This window comes from Providencia rustigianii (assembly GCF_900637755.1).
Classification (GTDB): Bacteria; Pseudomonadota; Gammaproteobacteria; order Enterobacterales; family Enterobacteriaceae; genus Providencia; species Providencia rustigianii.
Genome location: NZ_LR134396.1, coordinates 371,768 through 387,658, shown reverse-complemented (window position 1 = coordinate 387,658; position 15,891 = coordinate 371,768). Strand labels below are relative to the sequence as shown.

16 protein-coding genes are annotated in these 15,891 nt (G+C 43.4%); 4 read left to right on the top strand and 12 right to left on the bottom strand.

From position 1 onward, the window contains the following. Nucleotides 1–51: 51 nt before the first annotated feature. The 5 genes from spfP to EL244_RS01750 form a co-directional block, all read right to left on the bottom strand. Nucleotides 52–99, bottom strand: coding sequence for a small protein SpfP (spfP, locus tag EL244_RS18410; protein WP_438361642.1), 48 nt, complete (start codon nucleotides 97–99; stop codon nucleotides 52–54). A 536-nt stretch (nucleotides 100–635) separates the two neighbouring features. Continuing rightward, entirely contained in the window at nucleotides 636–3,440 is a 2,805-nt protein-coding gene (polA, locus tag EL244_RS01765; RefSeq protein ID WP_126458306.1) for a DNA polymerase I, read from the bottom strand. A 329-nt stretch (nucleotides 3,441–3,769) separates the two neighbouring features. Beyond that, entirely contained in the window at nucleotides 3,770–4,393 is a 624-nt protein-coding gene (gene dsbA, locus EL244_RS01760) for a thiol:disulfide interchange protein DsbA (RefSeq protein ID WP_006813728.1), read from the bottom strand. 33 nt (nucleotides 4,394–4,426) lie between these two features. Then, a complete protein-coding gene (locus EL244_RS01755) occupies nucleotides 4,427–5,422 on the bottom strand; it encodes a serine/threonine protein kinase (RefSeq protein ID WP_126458303.1) in 996 nt (331 codons plus the stop codon). Between the two features lie 6 nt (nucleotides 5,423–5,428). Next, nucleotides 5,429–5,698, bottom strand: coding sequence for a YihD family protein (locus EL244_RS01750; RefSeq protein WP_006813730.1), 270 nt, complete (start codon nucleotides 5,696–5,698; stop codon nucleotides 5,429–5,431). Between the two features lie 214 nt (nucleotides 5,699–5,912). On the opposite strand from EL244_RS01750, the gene mobA reads away from it, so the two are divergent. Together mobA and mobB are read left to right on the top strand one after the other, a co-directional pair. Beyond that, a complete protein-coding gene (gene mobA, locus EL244_RS01745; protein ID WP_006813731.1) occupies nucleotides 5,913–6,500 on the top strand; it encodes a molybdenum cofactor guanylyltransferase MobA in 588 nt (195 codons plus the stop codon). Nucleotides 6,501–6,502: 2 nt separating this feature from the next. Then, a complete protein-coding gene (mobB, locus tag EL244_RS01740) occupies nucleotides 6,503–7,021 on the top strand; it encodes a molybdopterin-guanine dinucleotide biosynthesis protein MobB (protein WP_006813732.1) in 519 nt (172 codons plus the stop codon). Nucleotides 7,022–7,065: 44 nt separating this feature from the next. On the opposite strand, the gene EL244_RS01735 is transcribed toward mobB, so the two are convergent. Genes EL244_RS01735 through EL244_RS01710 form a run of 6 tightly spaced genes read right to left on the bottom strand, consistent with a single transcriptional unit; the run spans nucleotide 7,066 to nucleotide 12,825 of the window. Continuing rightward, nucleotides 7,066–8,091: a LacI family DNA-binding transcriptional regulator gene (locus EL244_RS01735; protein ID WP_126458300.1), complete on the bottom strand. Its 1,026-nt coding sequence runs from the start codon at nucleotides 8,089–8,091 to the stop codon at nucleotides 7,066–7,068. Next, on the bottom strand, nucleotides 8,078–8,827 hold the full coding sequence (locus EL244_RS01730; RefSeq protein ID WP_126458297.1) for a ribonuclease Z: 750 nt from the start codon (nucleotides 8,825–8,827) through the stop codon (nucleotides 8,078–8,080). The genes EL244_RS01735 and EL244_RS01730 overlap by 14 nt, the downstream gene beginning before the upstream one ends. Further along, nucleotides 8,817–9,866, bottom strand: a complete 1,050-nt coding sequence (locus EL244_RS01725; protein ID WP_126458294.1) for an ABC transporter ATP-binding protein — start codon at nucleotides 9,864–9,866, stop codon at nucleotides 8,817–8,819. Before EL244_RS01725 ends, EL244_RS01730 begins: the two co-directional genes overlap by 11 nt. Before the next feature lie 12 nt (nucleotides 9,867–9,878). After that, nucleotides 9,879–10,691 carry a carbohydrate ABC transporter permease gene (locus tag EL244_RS01720; RefSeq protein ID WP_126458291.1) on the bottom strand — a complete coding sequence of 271 codons (813 nt, stop codon included), beginning with the start codon at nucleotides 10,689–10,691 and terminating at the stop codon, nucleotides 9,879–9,881. Nucleotides 10,692–10,693: 2 nt separating this feature from the next. Then, on the bottom strand, nucleotides 10,694–11,557 hold the full coding sequence (locus EL244_RS01715) for a carbohydrate ABC transporter permease (RefSeq protein ID WP_115163885.1): 864 nt from the start codon (nucleotides 11,555–11,557) through the stop codon (nucleotides 10,694–10,696). A gap of 47 nt (nucleotides 11,558–11,604) precedes the next feature. Beyond that, nucleotides 11,605–12,825, bottom strand: coding sequence for an ABC transporter substrate-binding protein (locus EL244_RS01710; RefSeq protein ID WP_126458288.1), 1,221 nt, complete (start codon nucleotides 12,823–12,825; stop codon nucleotides 11,605–11,607). 223 nt (nucleotides 12,826–13,048) lie between these two features. Here EL244_RS01710 and EL244_RS01705 point away from each other — a divergent pair, with 223 nt between their 5' ends. Both EL244_RS01705 and EL244_RS01700 read left to right on the top strand, forming a co-directional pair. Then, nucleotides 13,049–13,747 carry a helix-turn-helix transcriptional regulator gene (locus EL244_RS01705; RefSeq protein WP_126458285.1) on the top strand — a complete coding sequence of 233 codons (699 nt, stop codon included), beginning with the start codon at nucleotides 13,049–13,051 and terminating at the stop codon, nucleotides 13,745–13,747. Between the two features lie 50 nt (nucleotides 13,748–13,797). Next, nucleotides 13,798–14,397, top strand: coding sequence for a glutathione S-transferase family protein (locus EL244_RS01700; RefSeq protein ID WP_126458282.1), 600 nt, complete (start codon nucleotides 13,798–13,800; stop codon nucleotides 14,395–14,397). Nucleotides 14,398–14,481: 84 nt separating this feature from the next. On the opposite strand, the gene gorA is transcribed toward EL244_RS01700, so the two are convergent. After that, the gene (gene gorA / locus EL244_RS01695; protein WP_126458279.1) at nucleotides 14,482–15,834 is read right to left on the bottom strand and encodes a glutathione-disulfide reductase; all 1,353 of its coding nucleotides are present in this window, start codon (nucleotides 15,832–15,834) and stop codon (nucleotides 14,482–14,484) included. Nucleotides 15,835–15,891 lie beyond the last annotated feature (57 nt).

Below are 15,891 nucleotides of genomic sequence, written 5' to 3'. Positions count from 1 at the left end.
TTTAGGCAAAAAAATGCTCCAGTCAAAAACCTTGACTGGAGCAGCTAATATTCAGCTAAATCCGATTACGTGAAGTAAAAGGTCTGAAAGATAGAACATCTTACCTCTGTACCCTACGCCTGATAATGTACTTTATTTTTCGCTCGAAAAAAAGACTTTTTGTAGTTTTTTTTCAAAGCTTACTACGATTCAGCTCGCATAATCGTCCGTTAAAATCATAAAAATGTACTTTTACTACATATTTATGAGATCTGCATCGCATAAACATACCCCCCAAAAATCTAGCCGATATTTTTAAAATTCAGTGTATTAACCATGAATTATCTGCAATTTAAAGGGAACAAAACGCCGCCAAATTTTGCGTAAATACCACTAAAAAAATACGCCAAACATAAAAAAACACCCCAAAAATTGTCGCCAACCTTTGAGGTGCCTTAACATTATCTTTCTGCTTCGCTTAGCTCTTAACTTTTCGTTTTTGCTTCTAAAGCTGTTTACCTAATCAATATTCTAAATAGTTCATGTGTGGCAAGGCCGTGAACAAAGACAGCTTGGGGAGCATACACAAGTATGTGACCCAAGTGGCTATGTGAAACCAACACAGCCACAGCGTGAAATATGACGAGTATTGCGGATTAATGGGCTTCATCCCAGTTCATGCCAACACCAACTTCCACCTTTAGAGGAACATCCAACTTCATGCTCTGCTCCATCAACTCTTGCACTTTCGCCTGCACCTTCTCTAGCTCGGATTCTTTCACTTCAAACACCAATTCATCGTGCACTTGCATTAGCATGTCTGCTTCTGGTTTTTCTGTTTGTAGCCAGTGATCCACCGCAATCATCGCTTTTTTGATGATATCTGCCGCTGTCCCTTGCATTGGTGCGTTGATGGCTTCGCGTTCAGCCGCTTTACGACGCATACCGTTACTTGATTTGATATCTGCCAGATAGAGTCGTCGACCTTCTAAGGTCTCAACATACCCCTGTTCTGATGCCTGCAAACGGGTATTTTCCATATAACGCAGAACACCCGGGTAGCGTTCAAAATAGAGATCCATATAGCGCTGGGCTTCTCCACGCGGGATCCCCAATTGACGCGCTAAACCAAATGCGCTCATTCCGTAGATCAAACCAAAGTTAATCGCTTTTGCACTACGACGTTGGTCGCTGGTCACTTGGTCTAACGGTACGCCAAACACTTCTGCCGCTGTCGCTTTGTGGATATCTTTCCCTTCTGCAAAGGCGGTTAATAAGCCTTTATCTTGGGAAAGATGCGCCATAATACGCAGTTCAATCTGCGAATAGTCCGCTGCCATCACTTTGTAGCCCTTGCGAGCAATAAAGGCTTGGCGAATACGGCGACCTTCTTCCGTACGCACTGGAATATTTTGCAGATTAGGATCACGAGAAGATAAACGACCTGTTGCAGTGACCGCTTGGTGATACGAAGTATGCACACGCCCCGTTTTTGGGTTGATCATCAACGGTAATTTATCAGTATAAGTAGATTTCAGTTTAGCTAAACTACGATGTTCCAACAGCAACTTTGGTAATTCATGATTGAGAGCCAGCTCTTCAAGCACTTCTTCATTCGTTGAAGCTGCACCACTTGGTGTTTTCTTGATAACAGGCAATTGAAGCTTTTCAAACAAAATAGTTTGCAGCTGTTTTGGGGATGCCAGATTAAACTCTTCACCCGCTAGTTCAAACGCCTGTTTTTCCAGCTCAGCCAGACGAGCCGTAATGATCTTAGATTGTGCCGCCAACGTTGGTGCATCAATCAAGACGCCTTTACGTTCCATCCGCACCAATACTGGCACTAATGGCATTTCTATATTTTTGAATACGTGGGCTAATTTCGGTTCTTCTTCAAGCTGAGGGAATAGCGCTTGGTGCAGTAATAAAGTGACATCTGCGTCTTCAGCTGCGTAATTAGCCGCTTGCTCTAATGGAATTTGGTTGAATGTCAGCTGTTTTTTACCTTTGCCTGCGATTTCCTCAAAACTCACTGTTTTATGGTTGAGATGACGATCCGCTAGGCTATCCATATCATGACGTCCCATGCCTGCCACACTATTCAACACATAGGATTCCAGCATGGTATCGAATGCAATGCCTTTCAGTTCAATACCGTAATTTTCCAGTACTTCTGCATCGTATTTAAGATTTTGTCCAATTTTGCCAATCTTTTCGTTCTCAAGAATTGGCTTCATCACAGCGATAACATCATCAAGTGATAGTTGAACAGGCGCATCCAGATAATCATGACCGATAGGTAAATAAGCGGCATGCCCCGCTTCAATCGCGAATGACATCCCCACCAAGCGAGCTTCTTGGGTATCTAAACTATCGGTTTCTGTATCAAACGCAAACAGAGAAGCTTCACTGAGCTTTTTCACCCACAGTGCTAACTCCGCTTTATCTAAAATAGTTTGATAGTTTTCGGCACTTAAAGTCGGTGCAGCCGGTTTAGATTTTGCGGCGGGCTTATTTTCTGGAGCGCGATAACTTTCAGCTGCTTTGCTCGGTTTTACGCCTTTAGCATCCATCCAGCTGCCATTTTCAACATCGACTAACCAGCGTTTAAATTCATAGCGACTAAAAAGCTGATGGAGTTTATCTGCATCAAGTTCAGCCACTTTTAATTCTTCACACGGCTTTTCTAACTCAACATCCGTTTTAATTGTCGCCAATTGGTACGATAAGAACGCTAATTCGCGGTTTTCAGCCATTTTTGGTGCAAGGGTTTTTGAGCCTCTAAAGCCTAATGGGGCGATCGCTTCTAAATCATTATAAATAGCTTCTAAGCTACCAATCCCTTGTAATAACGCTAATGCAGTCTTTTCACCAACACCGGGTACACCGGGAATGTTGTCTGAAGAATCCCCCATAAGCGCCAAGAAATCGATAATCAAGCTAGGTGGAACCCCGTATTTTGCTTCAACTTCTTCAGGACCTAAAATGGTATTGGTCATGGTGTTGATCAGGGTGATATTTGGCTCAACGAGCTGTGCCATATCCTTATCCCCTGTACTGATCAGCACAGGCATCCCTTTACTGCTCGCTTCGCGTGCCAGCGTTCCAATCACATCATCAGCTTCAACCCCAGGTACCACCAGCAGGGGTAATCCCATCGCTTCAACCATTTCATGTAACGGTGCAATTTGTGCACGTAGGTCGTCAGGCATTGGCGGACGGTGTGACTTATAACTTTCAAATAGCTCGTCGCGGAATGTTTTCCCTTTAGCATCAAAGACAACAGCGACATGGCTTGGGCTATATTGCATGATTAAACTACGCAGCATATTAAGCACACCATACATTGCACCGGTTGGTTCGCCAGCACTGTTAGTTAATGGAGGAAATGCATGATAAGCGCGGTAAAGGTAAGAAGAACCATCTACCAAAATAAGGGGATTTTCAGCAATTTGAGCCATAGTCTGTCATCATCTTGTTTATCGGGAATGAATGGGAGATAGGATGCCACAATGTGGCTTTAGATACACCTTGAGATTCAATTTCCTACTCATCTGCCACCTTTTATCCACCTGAACATCCTGTGGATAACTTTGTGGGTAATTTTAGGTTGTCTAACAGATTCAACAAGTAATAAAATTGCAATAAAAAAACTAGAAAATAAAATCAATAAGTTAGCGAATATGATATTGATTTATCGCAAAGAATGGGATCTGGTCAAATTGTGGATATTGATAACGGACAGTCAGTAAATAAAAAGATAGCGGCAAGGTGCCGCTATCTTAGGTCATTACTTTTTATTGACTAAAAAGTTCACAACTTTTGAGTATTCTTTAGCATAATCTTCTGGATTATCGACTGAAATACCGTTGTTACGAATTTGGTATTTTCCATCAACAAACAGAGCTGGAACTCCACGCAGTTTTAAGTCTTGTGCTGCATTTTGTTGTTTCGCTACCAGCGATTTTACGACGAAGCTATTCAGTGCTGCATCATATTCTTCACCAGAAACACCGGCTTTAATAAAGGCATTGCGGATATCCGCAGCACTATTGATTGATTGGTTTTTTTGGATACCTTCAAACAAGATTGGCGTCACTTTATCTTCAATTTTTAGCACCATTGCCACCGCCCACGCTTGGGTCAGATCAGCACCTAAAGGTCCTAAAAAATCAACGTGATAACGTGCTTGCGTTACACCTTCAGGTAAGTTTTTCTCTACCGTCTGTGGCACTTTATACACACTTTCAAACTGATAGCAGTGTGGGCAGTAGAAAGAGAAAAACTCCACAACCTGTGGCAAATTTTGCACCGGTGGTTTTACATCTGTGTACTCTTTACCTTCCGTGTAATTTGCTGCTGCTGCACCAAAAGACATGGCGATACCCATTAAAGCCAACATGATTCTTTTCATAGACAACTTTCTCCAAAAACAAAGTCTTAAACATTAATATTGCGGGTTCAACTGCAAAGGGGCATCCTGCAACCGTTTGGTTTGCTCAGCAAACTCAATGTGTTGCTGTTGCCAAAAATCGGCTGTTTGTAGCCACGGAAATGCTTTAGGAAAAGCAGGATCTTGCCAGCGGCGGGTAATCCATCCCAAATAATGCACCATTCGCATTGCTCGTAGCGGTTCAATCAGCTTCAACTCACGTACATCAAAATCACAAAATTCGTTATACGATTCTAATAAAGTATCGAGCTGGATAATTTGCTCTTGGCGAGGGCCATTCAGTAACATCCATAAATCCTGTATTGCAGGACCATTGCGTGCATCATCAAAATCGACCAACCACGCTTCATCACGCCACAAAATATTACCGGGATGGCAATCCCCCTGTAGGCGAATGAATGACTGCTCTGCTGGCCAATGGGATTTAACCTGTGTAATCAAACCATCTAATGAGCTCAAAAATTTTTCTTTATCGCGCTCTTTGATTAATGGGCTTGCCGCCAGAATCTTTCTCGGCTGGTCGAGATACTCATCAACGCTGATAGTCGGACGGAATGCAAAGTTTCTCTGCTTACCTATTTGGTGTACTCGACCCAATAGATGACCGACACCTTCAAGCTGAAATAGGTTGTCTGTTTCATATTGGCGCCCACCAATGCTAGGAAAGACTGCAAACATAAATCCACCAAACTCAAGTACCGTTTGCCCAGCAAACTCTAATGGCGCAGCAACGGTTAAACCTTCCTCTTTCAATTCAAGAGTAAAGTCATGTTCTTCTTGGATTTGGGAACGGTTCCAACGTTCAGGACGATAAAACTTCACCACATAGCGTTGGCGATTTTCATCCTGAAACTGATAAACCCGATTTTCGTAACTATTTAACTCTGTTAAGCCTGACTCTGGATAGATCCCCGCTTCCATCAGGGCATCGAGGATCATATCAGGAGAGATCCCACCAAAATGGAAACTCGATTGTTCAATTGCATCCATGTTTATTTAGTCTTTTATAATGCCACGCGCGCGTAAAAGTGCGGTTTTAAAATCATCTTCATAATCTTTTTGAATTCCCGGGATCACCGCATTACTATCGGCGTCACGCATTTTCAGATGATAAATTAATACGTCATCAGTCAGTTCAGATAAACTGCCGGTAAAACCCGCCTCATCAGCCAGTTTCTGCAATAATTGCACTAAATTTAAATCTGAGTTGTCCTTCCATACTGGATGCAGAAGCTCAATAACTTCATTTAAGCGATGGCATTTCATGTTTATTCCTTATCACGAATATTCGATACAAGTTACCAATAATCATACAAGAGAAAAAGAGAACTGTTGTCAATCTAAGTAAAGTTTAACTATCTCTTGTATTAATATTCATTGATTTTATAGGAAAATAGAATAAATTTTAGCAATTACTATACTTAATAAATTTTTTAAGTTCGTTGAAACATTTTCGCTAAGATTTTCAGAGATATTGAACATGCCATTTCGTCAGTTAATCACAGGTGTGATCCTCGCAGGAGGCAAAGGTACGCGAATGGGCGGGCAGGATAAAGGGCTGGTTCCTTTACTGGGTAAGCCGCTATATCAATATATTGCCGAACGACTGCAACCTCAAGTTGGGCAATTAATGATTAATGCCAATCGCAACCAAGCACGTTATCGCCAAAGCCAATTACCGGTTTTTAGCGATCTTACTGAAGATTTTTCGGGTCCATTAGCGGGAATGCAAGCCGCATTACATCAGGCAAAAACTGAGTGGCTGCTATTTGTACCGTGTGACGTCCCCGAGTTTCCCCGTAATTTAGCGGAAAAAATGTTTCACGAAAAAGGGGAGCATCTTGCTTGCTATGCCTGCGATAGTGAACGGGAGCACCCAACCTTTGCCCTAATCCATCGCTCACTACAAAAACCGTTGGATAATTACCTCGCTCGCGGGGATCGCAAATTAATGCTATTTATGCGAGAAGTGCATGCAAAGAGCATTATGTTTACCTCTGAAACCGAAACATTTGCCAATTTAAATACACCGGAAGATAGCCGAAACTGGGAGCTGCAACAAAAATAACTATGAACCAGAATACCTTACCTCTCCTCGGGATCACCGCCTATAGCGGAACGGGAAAAACCACCTTATTAAAAAAAGTGATTCCGTTACTGAGACAGCGCAATGTACGTGTAGGTTTGATTAAACATACCCACCACGACATGGAAGTGGATAAGCCGGGTAAAGACAGCTTCGAACTGCGTAAAGCTGGTGCCGACCAAACCTTAGTTGCCAGTAATCAGCGTTGGGCGCTCATGACTGAAACCCCTGAATGCGATGAAATGGATCTCAATTACCTTGCCAGCCGGTTCGATCCAACATCATTGGATCTGATCTTGGTAGAAGGATTTAAAAGCGAACCGATCGACAAAATCGCCCTGTTTAGATCGGAAGTAGGTAAACCGCTTAATGGTTTAATTGATGAATTTGTGGTCGCAGTGGCCAGTAATGAAATTATCGATACTAACGTGCCACAACTTGATATAAATAACCCAGAGCAAATTGCCGACTATATCGTTTCTTGGTGGCAAAAAAGCCAATAACGCATCCGCAACTCATAAAAACGCCTAACCCTAGGCGTTTTTATCTATCCTCTCATTTTAGTGCTTTCACGCACTTTTAATTCCGGAGCCAACCTCACCATATTGGGGCTATCCTCTGACTTCATCCAAATCCCTTCAAGCAAGGCTAATACGTGCTGAGCAATACCGTTCACTGGCTGTGCTAATGTGGTTAGTTGATAACCTTGCCATGCCGCCATCGGGATATCATCACACCCCACCACATTCAATTGTTGGGGAATAGATAAATTTAGTTTTTGACGACAACAATCCATTAGCCCCATGGCAAGTGAATCTGAAGCACAAAATATGCCGTCTAACAGCATTAACTGTTCTCTTTGCTGCCAAGCCGCGTCAAATCCGGCTTGATAACTATAACTACCCGCCTGTAGGTAAATTGATTCCGTCACGCCAGCCGCCATCAAACACCGTTTAAATCCTTGATAACGCTCGTTGGATGCTTGTCCATCCTGCCTTCCTGCAAGAAACCCAAACTTTCTCAATCCTAAGCTCAGCAAATGCTCCGCCGCCATTTCTCCCACTAACACATTATCCGTTTGTACTGAGGGAATAATTCCTGTGGTGTCTGAGCGGCCTAACGTGATGAGCGGTAAAGACAATTTCAAACATTGGTGAAAATGGTCAGCGGGCAGAGAACCAACAACTGCAACGACACCATCAATTTGATACCCCGATAGCCGTAAGATTGCCTCATCGAGGTCATCCTCCAGCTTTACATTCAGCAGCATCGGCTGTTTTCCATGGCTCTGTAACGTTCGCGATAAAACCTCAAACAGATAGGATTCATACGGGTTCGATAAATCACTCACTAAGATCGCCACAATATTGGAGCGTTTTTTTTGAGTAGGCATACTCAATGTTCGAGCAAAAAAATTGGGTTGATAACCGAGTTGCTTGGCTGCCTCGAGGATTTTTTTCTGCTTCTGAGGATGGATACTCGCCCCATCCGTGAAGGCGCGAGATACCGAGGAACGAGAGACACCCGCAGCTTCGGCAACATCCTCAGCGGTTACTTTTTTACTGGGCATCATGGAGTATTTCTCCCTGCTCAGCCAATTGAATAAAATCATAAGGCACAATATGCTGGCTCAATTTTTCACGATAACGCGGCTCAATATGATACAGCCGCCATTGGCTATTAGGTTTTGGTGTCTGGCACTGAAACCGCTGTTGTATGGAGTGCCACGAGCCATGGCTAGGGTGAGAATTTAAGGTTTCACATTCCAAAAATACCCAATCACTTTGCAATGCAAGCTGTTCACCCTGTAGGGATATTTCACCATCACCAGAATAAAATAATCGACATCCTGAGCCGCTAGTGAGATGCAAACTTAAATTGCTGACTGAATGTTGCGTTGGCGACGTGGTGACTTTCCAAGAGCCAATCGATTGAATCTCTTCACTATATTGCCTAATAATCTCAAACCCTAATTGAGGTTTTGGCCAGTGAGCAAAATACAATAACGGCGCCAAGATTTCCCATTGAGCCTGTTGAGCGATGATAGTCAGTGGGCGTTTACGCCGATAACTATCCATCCAATTTAATAATGAGGTCAAGCCAAGGCAGTGGTCAGGATGGCAATGCGTAATATAAATCGCATCCAACTCATCCGCTTGATGCAGTTTGAAAATTTTCTGGGGTACTGTTGGACCACAATCCACCAACAATTTAAAACCAGACTCTTCCACTAAAATGCTGGCGTTAGTTCGTTCGTAATCATACGCATCGCCAGTTCCTACCACGGTTACCTGAAAATTAGGCAGCATCTGCATTCCTTGTATTAGTCAGTTCAATCCGTTGTTCTTGCTGATCAAATAAATGCAAAATTGAGCGCGACAAGCTGATGGGTAAAGCATCACCAACATCATAAATTTGGTTGCTTTCCACTAAAAAAGGCGAGCCGCCCGGAAATGAACCATAGTACAGGCGAGAATGCCCTAAAGGTTCCACCACCGAAATTGGCATTAATACATCGGGACATTCGCTATCCACAACGACTTGATTTGGACGCACACCGATAACCGCAGTTTCTTCTGAAAAGATCTTGGTGATTTTTAATTCGCGTAAGGTTTGTGGATCGATAAAATTCATCACCGGAGAGCCAATAAATGACGCCACAAATTTATTAGCAGGCTGGTTGTACAACGTTTCAGGGGTGCCAATTTGTTCAATACGACCTTGGTTCAGAACCACAATACGGTCTGCCAGCGTCATGGCTTCTACTTGGTCATGGGTGACGTAAATCATGGTCGCTTTCAAGGCCTGATGTAGTTTTTTCAAGTAGATACGCATTTCGCCTCTTAGCTTAGCATCGAGGTTAGACAGCGGTTCATCAAACAAAAATAACTCTGGATCACGTACAATGGCACGACCAATCGCCACACGCTGACGTTGTCCCCCTGAAAGTTCAGAAGGTAAGCGGTTAAGTAAATGCGTTAACTGTAAGTGTTCAGCGGTCGCTCGTACTTTTTTAGTGATATCCTCTTTACCGATCCCCGCCATTTTAAGTGGGAACCCCATATTTTTTTCCACACTCATATGGGGATATAGCGCATAGGATTGGAATACCATCGCCACTTTTCTCAAAGAAGGATGAACATCATTTAAACGCTGGCCATTAAGTCGTAACTCACCGTCGGTAATTGATTCTAACCCAGCAATCATCCGTAATAATGTGGATTTCCCACAGCCCGAAGGTCCCACAAATACCACAAACTCCCCCGCCTCAATGGATAAATCAACCTGAGGGATCACCCGCTGTCCTGTGTAGCTTTTACCTAACTTAATCAATTCGAGTTTTTTCATGATAAATGCCTATTATTTCAATCCCATCGAAAAGCCACGTAATAAATAGCGCTGCATGTAACCCGCCAACGCCAACATGGGTAATGACGAAACAATACCAATTGCCATCATTTCTCCCCATGCAGTGCCGTCTTCGGTCATAAAGTTGGAGATAAATAATGGAATAGTGAATTTGTCCGGTGTGTGGATAAATAGCAGCGAGAATAAAAATTCATTCCAGCCGAGGATCATGGAAAAAATGGCAGTTGCCACTAAACCCGGGGCGCACAGTGGAAATACGATATAGCCTAATCGACGCAATAGATTTGCCCCGTCCATCGCTCCCGCTTCCTCAATCTCGAGGGGAATATCACGAATAAAACCCAGCAGCATCCAAATACAAAATGGCAAGGTATACACCTGATAAGACAAAATAAGTCCGATGCGAGTATTCAGTAGCCCAACTTGGTTCATCAACGAATACAGAGGGATAGCAATGACAATCGGCGGCATCATTTTGATAATCAGCACCCCGAGTAAAAATACGTTATCCAGTCTGGCGGGAAAGCGATATCGAACAAGCGCGTAGGCGCAAAAGAACGCCAATAGGATAGAGACCGCAGTAGCACCGGTAGAAATGAGCACGGTATTACCGACTAAACGCAGTAAATCGCCTTCAAAAAGTTTTTCAAATGCAGATAAACTCAGTTCCCTAGGCAATAAATTAGCTCCGGACTGCAAAATATCTCCAGGCGATTTAAAGGCCGTGCCAAACATCCAGATAATGGGTAGCGCCATCATCAATACCGCCAACCAAACAACAACAGTGTGTAATCTTGCTTTCATGGTCAGCTCCCTTTCATCACGTTGCGGGCATAAATCAACGTCATTAGTAATGAAATAGCTAGCATCACTAATGCAGCTGCACTTGCCATACCTAAATCAAAGAAACGGAAGCCGTATTTATACACAAACATGGATAAGGTTTCAGTGGAGTTGCCCGGCCCACCCCCCGTCATCACATACACTTTGTCGAAAAGCTTGAATGTGTCGATTGAGCGTAATAAAAATGCCAGCATCAGTTGTTTTTTAATCAGTGGCAATGTGATGTAAATAAAGGATTTCCAGCCTCTCGCACCATCCACCATGGCAGCTTCACCAATATCTTTAGGAATCGACTGCAACCCGGCCAAAATGATCAGAAATGCCATTGGCGTCCATTGCCAGGTATCCACCAATGCGATGGCATACAGCGCTAAATCTGGATTAAACAACCACTCTTGAGGAGGTAACCCCATGCTGACCAATACGCTATTTAAGAAACCAAAATCGTAGTTATACCAAGAGCGCCAAATTGAAGAGCACACCAGCGTAGAAAGCATCATCGGATAGATAATGATGGGTAATGCAAATTTGCGCCCATAAAACTGGCGGTTAAACAGCAATGCGAGCCACAATCCAAGTAAAACTTGGGCGATGGACGCGACCAACGTAAAAATAAAGGTATTTTTTATTGCGGCTAAAAAGAAGAAATCATCGAATAATTCAGAAAAATTCGCCCAGCCAATAAAATGGTAACTATCATCGATATAGTCCATTTGTCCAAAGGCGTTATACAGCACGGATACAATGGGATACAGGGTCAACAGCCCCAACATAATCAGCGCGGGTAACAGTAGCCAAAATAACTGCTTACGGTTTTCAAATAACATACTCAGCATCCATAAAGGCGCTAAAAGCTAGCGCCATTGAAGCAATTTTATTTTTTGGTGGTGCGCTCAATACGTTTCTGGGCTTGTTGCAAAGCTTGCTCTGAAGTCATTTGCCCCATCATTGCCATTTGAAGAAAATCCCCTAAGATACTTTCGACTTCTGCCCAGTTTTGGATACGCGGGCGTGCTTTGCCTGCTTGTAATGCGGCAGCTTGCTGTGGATACCAACGATATTTGCTTACCACTTGCGGATCAGCGTAAACACTTTGGCGAGTCGGTGGTGTCCCAAAATTCAGCGCTAACGCTTTTTGCATTGCGGCACTGCTTGCAAAAGCTAAAAATTGTTCGGCTTCCGCTTTATTTTTTGCGTCAGCAGGGATAGCCAGTTGCCAAATTCCGAGCATTGGCGACGGTTGCCCTGTTTGTGCTGGTGGCGCCATCATTTCCATTTTACCGACCACATTAGACACCTTGGCATTATCGAGATCGGGAACCCACGCAGGCCACACTTCAATGGCCATCGCCGCAGTGCCTTTTTGTAATGCATCGCGCACTTCATCAGCGTTATACACATCCACGCCTTTCGGCGCATATTGCTTCATTGCTAAGAAAGTCTCTAAAGCCTGTTTAGCTTGCGGCGTATTTAAGGTTGGTTTGCCATTACTATCGACAACATCGCCACCATATCCCCACAAAATTGGCAAAAATCCCGTCACGATTGGGTTGCCTTTAACACCACGATAAACCACTCCATTGACCTTGCCATCCTGACTAATGGTTTTTGCCGAGCTCAAAACTTCCGTCCATGTTTGTGGCTGTTTTAATTGGTATTGGTCAAACAAATCTTTGTTCCACGCAAACATCGCAACATTTCCCACCATGGGTAACGCATAAGTCGCTCCGCTACCATCAGGGTTACGCCCAATATCTAGAGTAGATTGAATAAAATCCTTATCTTCTAACGAGTTAGGCAATGGAGATAACCACTTATTAGCGAGAAACTCAGGCGCCCAAGTATCATCCATTAAAACCACATCATAATTACCTGTTTTCTCTCGTATAGAGAGCACAATGCTTTCATACAGCCCTTTACTTGGGCGTTTCACTAACGTGATTTCCGTCTTTGGATTAATTTTTTTATATTCGTCCACCACAAACTGCATGGCATCACCGTAGCCACTATCTCGTCCTGCAATCACTAACTCGGCGGCACTGGCTCCAAAGGTGGATGCGATAAGAGCCGATGCCAATAATGTGCGCTTAACCATTTGCTTCTCCTAGTGTTTTTCTATCTTGTTATACGAGCTTTTGTTGGATGATATTTTTTGCACGCGCGTTCAAATTGCTATGGCAGGCTACGGCTGAAAGATGACAGTAAGATGAATGTACGGTGAAGATTTCGTGGAGTGCATATAAGAAGATTGGCATTAAAAAGCGGGTTTCTTTAGTATGGTGAGCTATTCACTGCATAACGTCCTAACTGAGAATTTCATGACCCGTACCCAGCGTTTATTGACACTATTACAAATCTTAAAAGAAAAACGCTATCCGGTGACGGCTGATTCTCTCGCCACCCAATTAAGTGTTAGCGTTCGCTCTATTTATCGCGATATCGAGTCATTACGGGATCAAGGTGCAGAGATTACTGGGGAAGCTGGCATTGGCTATCAATTAAAAAGTGGATTATTACTGCCTCCACTAATGTTCGATGAAAATGAGTTGGAAGCACTAATTTTGGGCTTACGCTGGGTACAAAGTAATGCAGATGAGGAACTGAAAAACTCCGCAATACGCGCTATTAATAAAATTAACTCAGTGGTGGCTAAAGAATCTCAAGCGATCCTCAACAGCAATACGCTGTTTGCCCCAACTACACATTTTGAAAGTATTAACAATGAGATAGCCAAAGATTTACGCTTTAGCCTGCGAGAAGAACGCAAGGCAAAAATGGATTATTCAGATATCAAAGGAAAAGCCAGTTCACGGGTCATTTGGCCTATTGCCATCGGCTATATGAAAGAGACCCAAGTGCTGGCGGCATGGTGTGAATTACGTCAAAGTTATCGTCATTTTCGCCTCGATAGAATTCAATCTTATACAGTTTTAAGTGATACCCTGCCGTACCCAAAAAGCTATTTACTCGCCCGTTGGAAACAAGAAATTCTCTGTGACACTCCTGACAATTTCTGACACAGCTCTCCCTTATAGTAGGTTTTCTACTTCATTTAAGGAAAACCAAGATGAGCGAGCTAGTTCTGTTTACCAATGCCATGTCCCGCGGTAATACCGTCGATTTACTGTTAAAAATGATGGGCGTTCCCTATAAGCGAATTGAATTAGCTTATAGCGCAGAGATGCATACCGCGGAATACCTTGCCATTAATCCGATGGCAAAAGTCCCGGCATTAGTTGATGGTGATGTGGTGGTCACGGAATGTGCCGCTATTTGTCTTTATCTTGCTGATAAATTTATCGAAAAGGGGTTTGCACCTGCATTGAATAGCCCTGAAAGAGGCGCTTACTATCGTTGGTTTTTATTTACAGCGGGTCCAATTGAATCTGCATTTACCGTTCGAGATTTAGGCGTTGAATTAAATGAAGAACAGCAAAAATCATTCGGTTTCGGTTCCGTTGAACGTACTTTATCCACGCTAGAGATAGGCTTAGCAAGTGCTAAACCCTATATTTGCGGAGCAAAAATTACCGCTGTTGATGTCTATGTAGGCTGCTTTGTGATGTTTTTAATTAAATACTGCAACTACGCCGCCACTCCAGCTATGCAAACGTATATGGATAACTTATCAACCCATCCAGAAATTGCGGCGCTGATGGCGGTGTAATACGTATTATCATCCCCATGAAATGCCAAAAGGCGCAGATTGACGCTGCGCCTTTTGCTATAGCTAAAGAGAGTTAAATGAAACTTAACGCATTGTCACAAACTCTTCTGCACCAGTTGGGTGAATAGCGACGGTGTTATCGAAATCTTTCTTAGTCGCGCCCATTTTCAGTGCGACCGCAAAGCCTTGCAGGATTTCATCCATACCAAATCCAATACCGTGGATACCTACAATCTTCTCTTCTTCACCGACACACACCAGTTTCATGCGACATGGTTGGCGATGGGAAGTGACTGCCGTATACATTGCAGTAAATGAAGATTTGTAGCATTTCACCGCGTCTGCACCGTATTTCTCGATAGCTTCAGGCTCAGTCAGACCTACAGTACCAATTGGCGGATGGCTAAATACCACGGTTGGGATATTACTGTAGTCTAAATGTTCATCAGGCTTATTGTTAAACAGGCGTTCAGACAGACGACGACCTGCAGCAACCGCAACTGGCGTCAGCTCAACTGCACCCGTGTTATCACCCACAGCATAAACACCAGCAACATTCGTATTCTGATATTTGTCGACTTTAATGTAGCCTTTTTCATTTAGCTCTACACCGGTCGCTTCAAGATTCAGATTATCAGTCATTGGCTCACGACCAATCGCCCAAATCAGCGCATCGACAGTTTGCTCATGACCATTTTCAAGTTTCAAGGTCAGGGAGCCATCGGCATTCTTCACGACTTCTTTTGGAATAGACTCGGTATGCAGTGTTGGACCTTCGGTATTCATCACTTCAACTAAGGTTTCAACAATTAACGGATCAAAAGCACGCAGTGGCGCATGTTTACGCACGAATAAATGGGCTTCGCTACCTAAGCCATTTAATACACCCGCTAATTCAACTGCAATATAACCCGCACCGACTACCGCAACACGTTTTGGCAAGGCTTCTAGTTCAAAGAAACCATCGGAAGTCATCCCGTATTCTGCACCAGGAATGGTTGGGATCACCGGACGACCGCCCGTTGCAATCAGAATATGATCTGCCGTATAAATTTCGCCATTAACTTCAACAGTATGGGCATCAACAAAACGAGCAAAACCTCTGATCACATCGACTTTGTTATTGCCAAGTACGCGATCGTAAGATTGGTGGATACGGTTGATATAAGCAGTACGGCTCTCAATTAATTTCTTCCAGTTGAAATCATTGATAGTGGTATCGAAACCATAGTCTGGACCATAGGCGCGAATTGCTTCAGAAATTTGCGCTGCATGCCACATCACTTTTTTCGGTACACAACCGACGTTAACACAAGTGCCACCTAACTCTTTACCTTCAATCAGGGCACACTTTTGTCCGTACATCGCCGCACGGTTCATTGACGCAATACCGCCGCTACCGCCGCCAATTGCAATATAGTCGTAATGTTTGCTCATAACTTGGTGATTCCCATTTGTTGAATTACGAATACGTTAATATTCTCTTATTATGCT

What these genes read in the sequence shown, in the direction of transcription:
- polA (WP_126458306.1), bottom strand. Translation starts at nt 3,440, where the DNA reads ATGGCTCAAATTGCTGAAAATCCCCTTATTTTGGTAGATGGTTCTTCT.
- gorA (WP_126458279.1), bottom strand. Translation starts at nt 15,834, where the DNA reads ATGAGCAAACATTACGACTATATTGCAATTGGCGGCGGTAGCGGCGGT.
- EL244_RS01730 (WP_126458297.1), bottom strand. Translation starts at nt 8,827, where the DNA reads ATGCTGCCTAATTTTCAGGTAACCGTGGTAGGAACTGGCGATGCGTAT.
- EL244_RS01715 (WP_115163885.1), bottom strand. Translation starts at nt 11,557, where the DNA reads ATGTTATTTGAAAACCGTAAGCAGTTATTTTGGCTACTGTTACCCGCG.
- EL244_RS01700 (WP_126458282.1), top strand. Translation starts at nt 13,798, where the DNA reads ATGAGCGAGCTAGTTCTGTTTACCAATGCCATGTCCCGCGGTAATACC.
- EL244_RS01720 (WP_126458291.1), bottom strand. Translation starts at nt 10,691, where the DNA reads ATGAAAGCAAGATTACACACTGTTGTTGTTTGGTTGGCGGTATTGATG.
- EL244_RS01755 (WP_126458303.1), bottom strand. Translation starts at nt 5,422, where the DNA reads ATGGATGCAATTGAACAATCGAGTTTCCATTTTGGTGGGATCTCTCCT.
- EL244_RS01725 (WP_126458294.1), bottom strand. Translation starts at nt 9,866, where the DNA reads ATGAAAAAACTCGAATTGATTAAGTTAGGTAAAAGCTACACAGGACAG.
- dsbA (WP_006813728.1), bottom strand. Translation starts at nt 4,393, where the DNA reads ATGAAAAGAATCATGTTGGCTTTAATGGGTATCGCCATGTCTTTTGGT.
- EL244_RS01735 (WP_126458300.1), bottom strand. Translation starts at nt 8,091, where the DNA reads ATGATGCCCAGTAAAAAAGTAACCGCTGAGGATGTTGCCGAAGCTGCG.
- EL244_RS01705 (WP_126458285.1), top strand. Translation starts at nt 13,049, where the DNA reads ATGACCCGTACCCAGCGTTTATTGACACTATTACAAATCTTAAAAGAA.
- EL244_RS01750 (WP_006813730.1), bottom strand. Translation starts at nt 5,698, where the DNA reads ATGAAATGCCATCGCTTAAATGAAGTTATTGAGCTTCTGCATCCAGTA.
- mobA (WP_006813731.1), top strand. Translation starts at nt 5,913, where the DNA reads ATGCCATTTCGTCAGTTAATCACAGGTGTGATCCTCGCAGGAGGCAAA.
- mobB (WP_006813732.1), top strand. Translation starts at nt 6,503, where the DNA reads ATGAACCAGAATACCTTACCTCTCCTCGGGATCACCGCCTATAGCGGA.
- EL244_RS01710 (WP_126458288.1), bottom strand. Translation starts at nt 12,825, where the DNA reads ATGGTTAAGCGCACATTATTGGCATCGGCTCTTATCGCATCCACCTTT.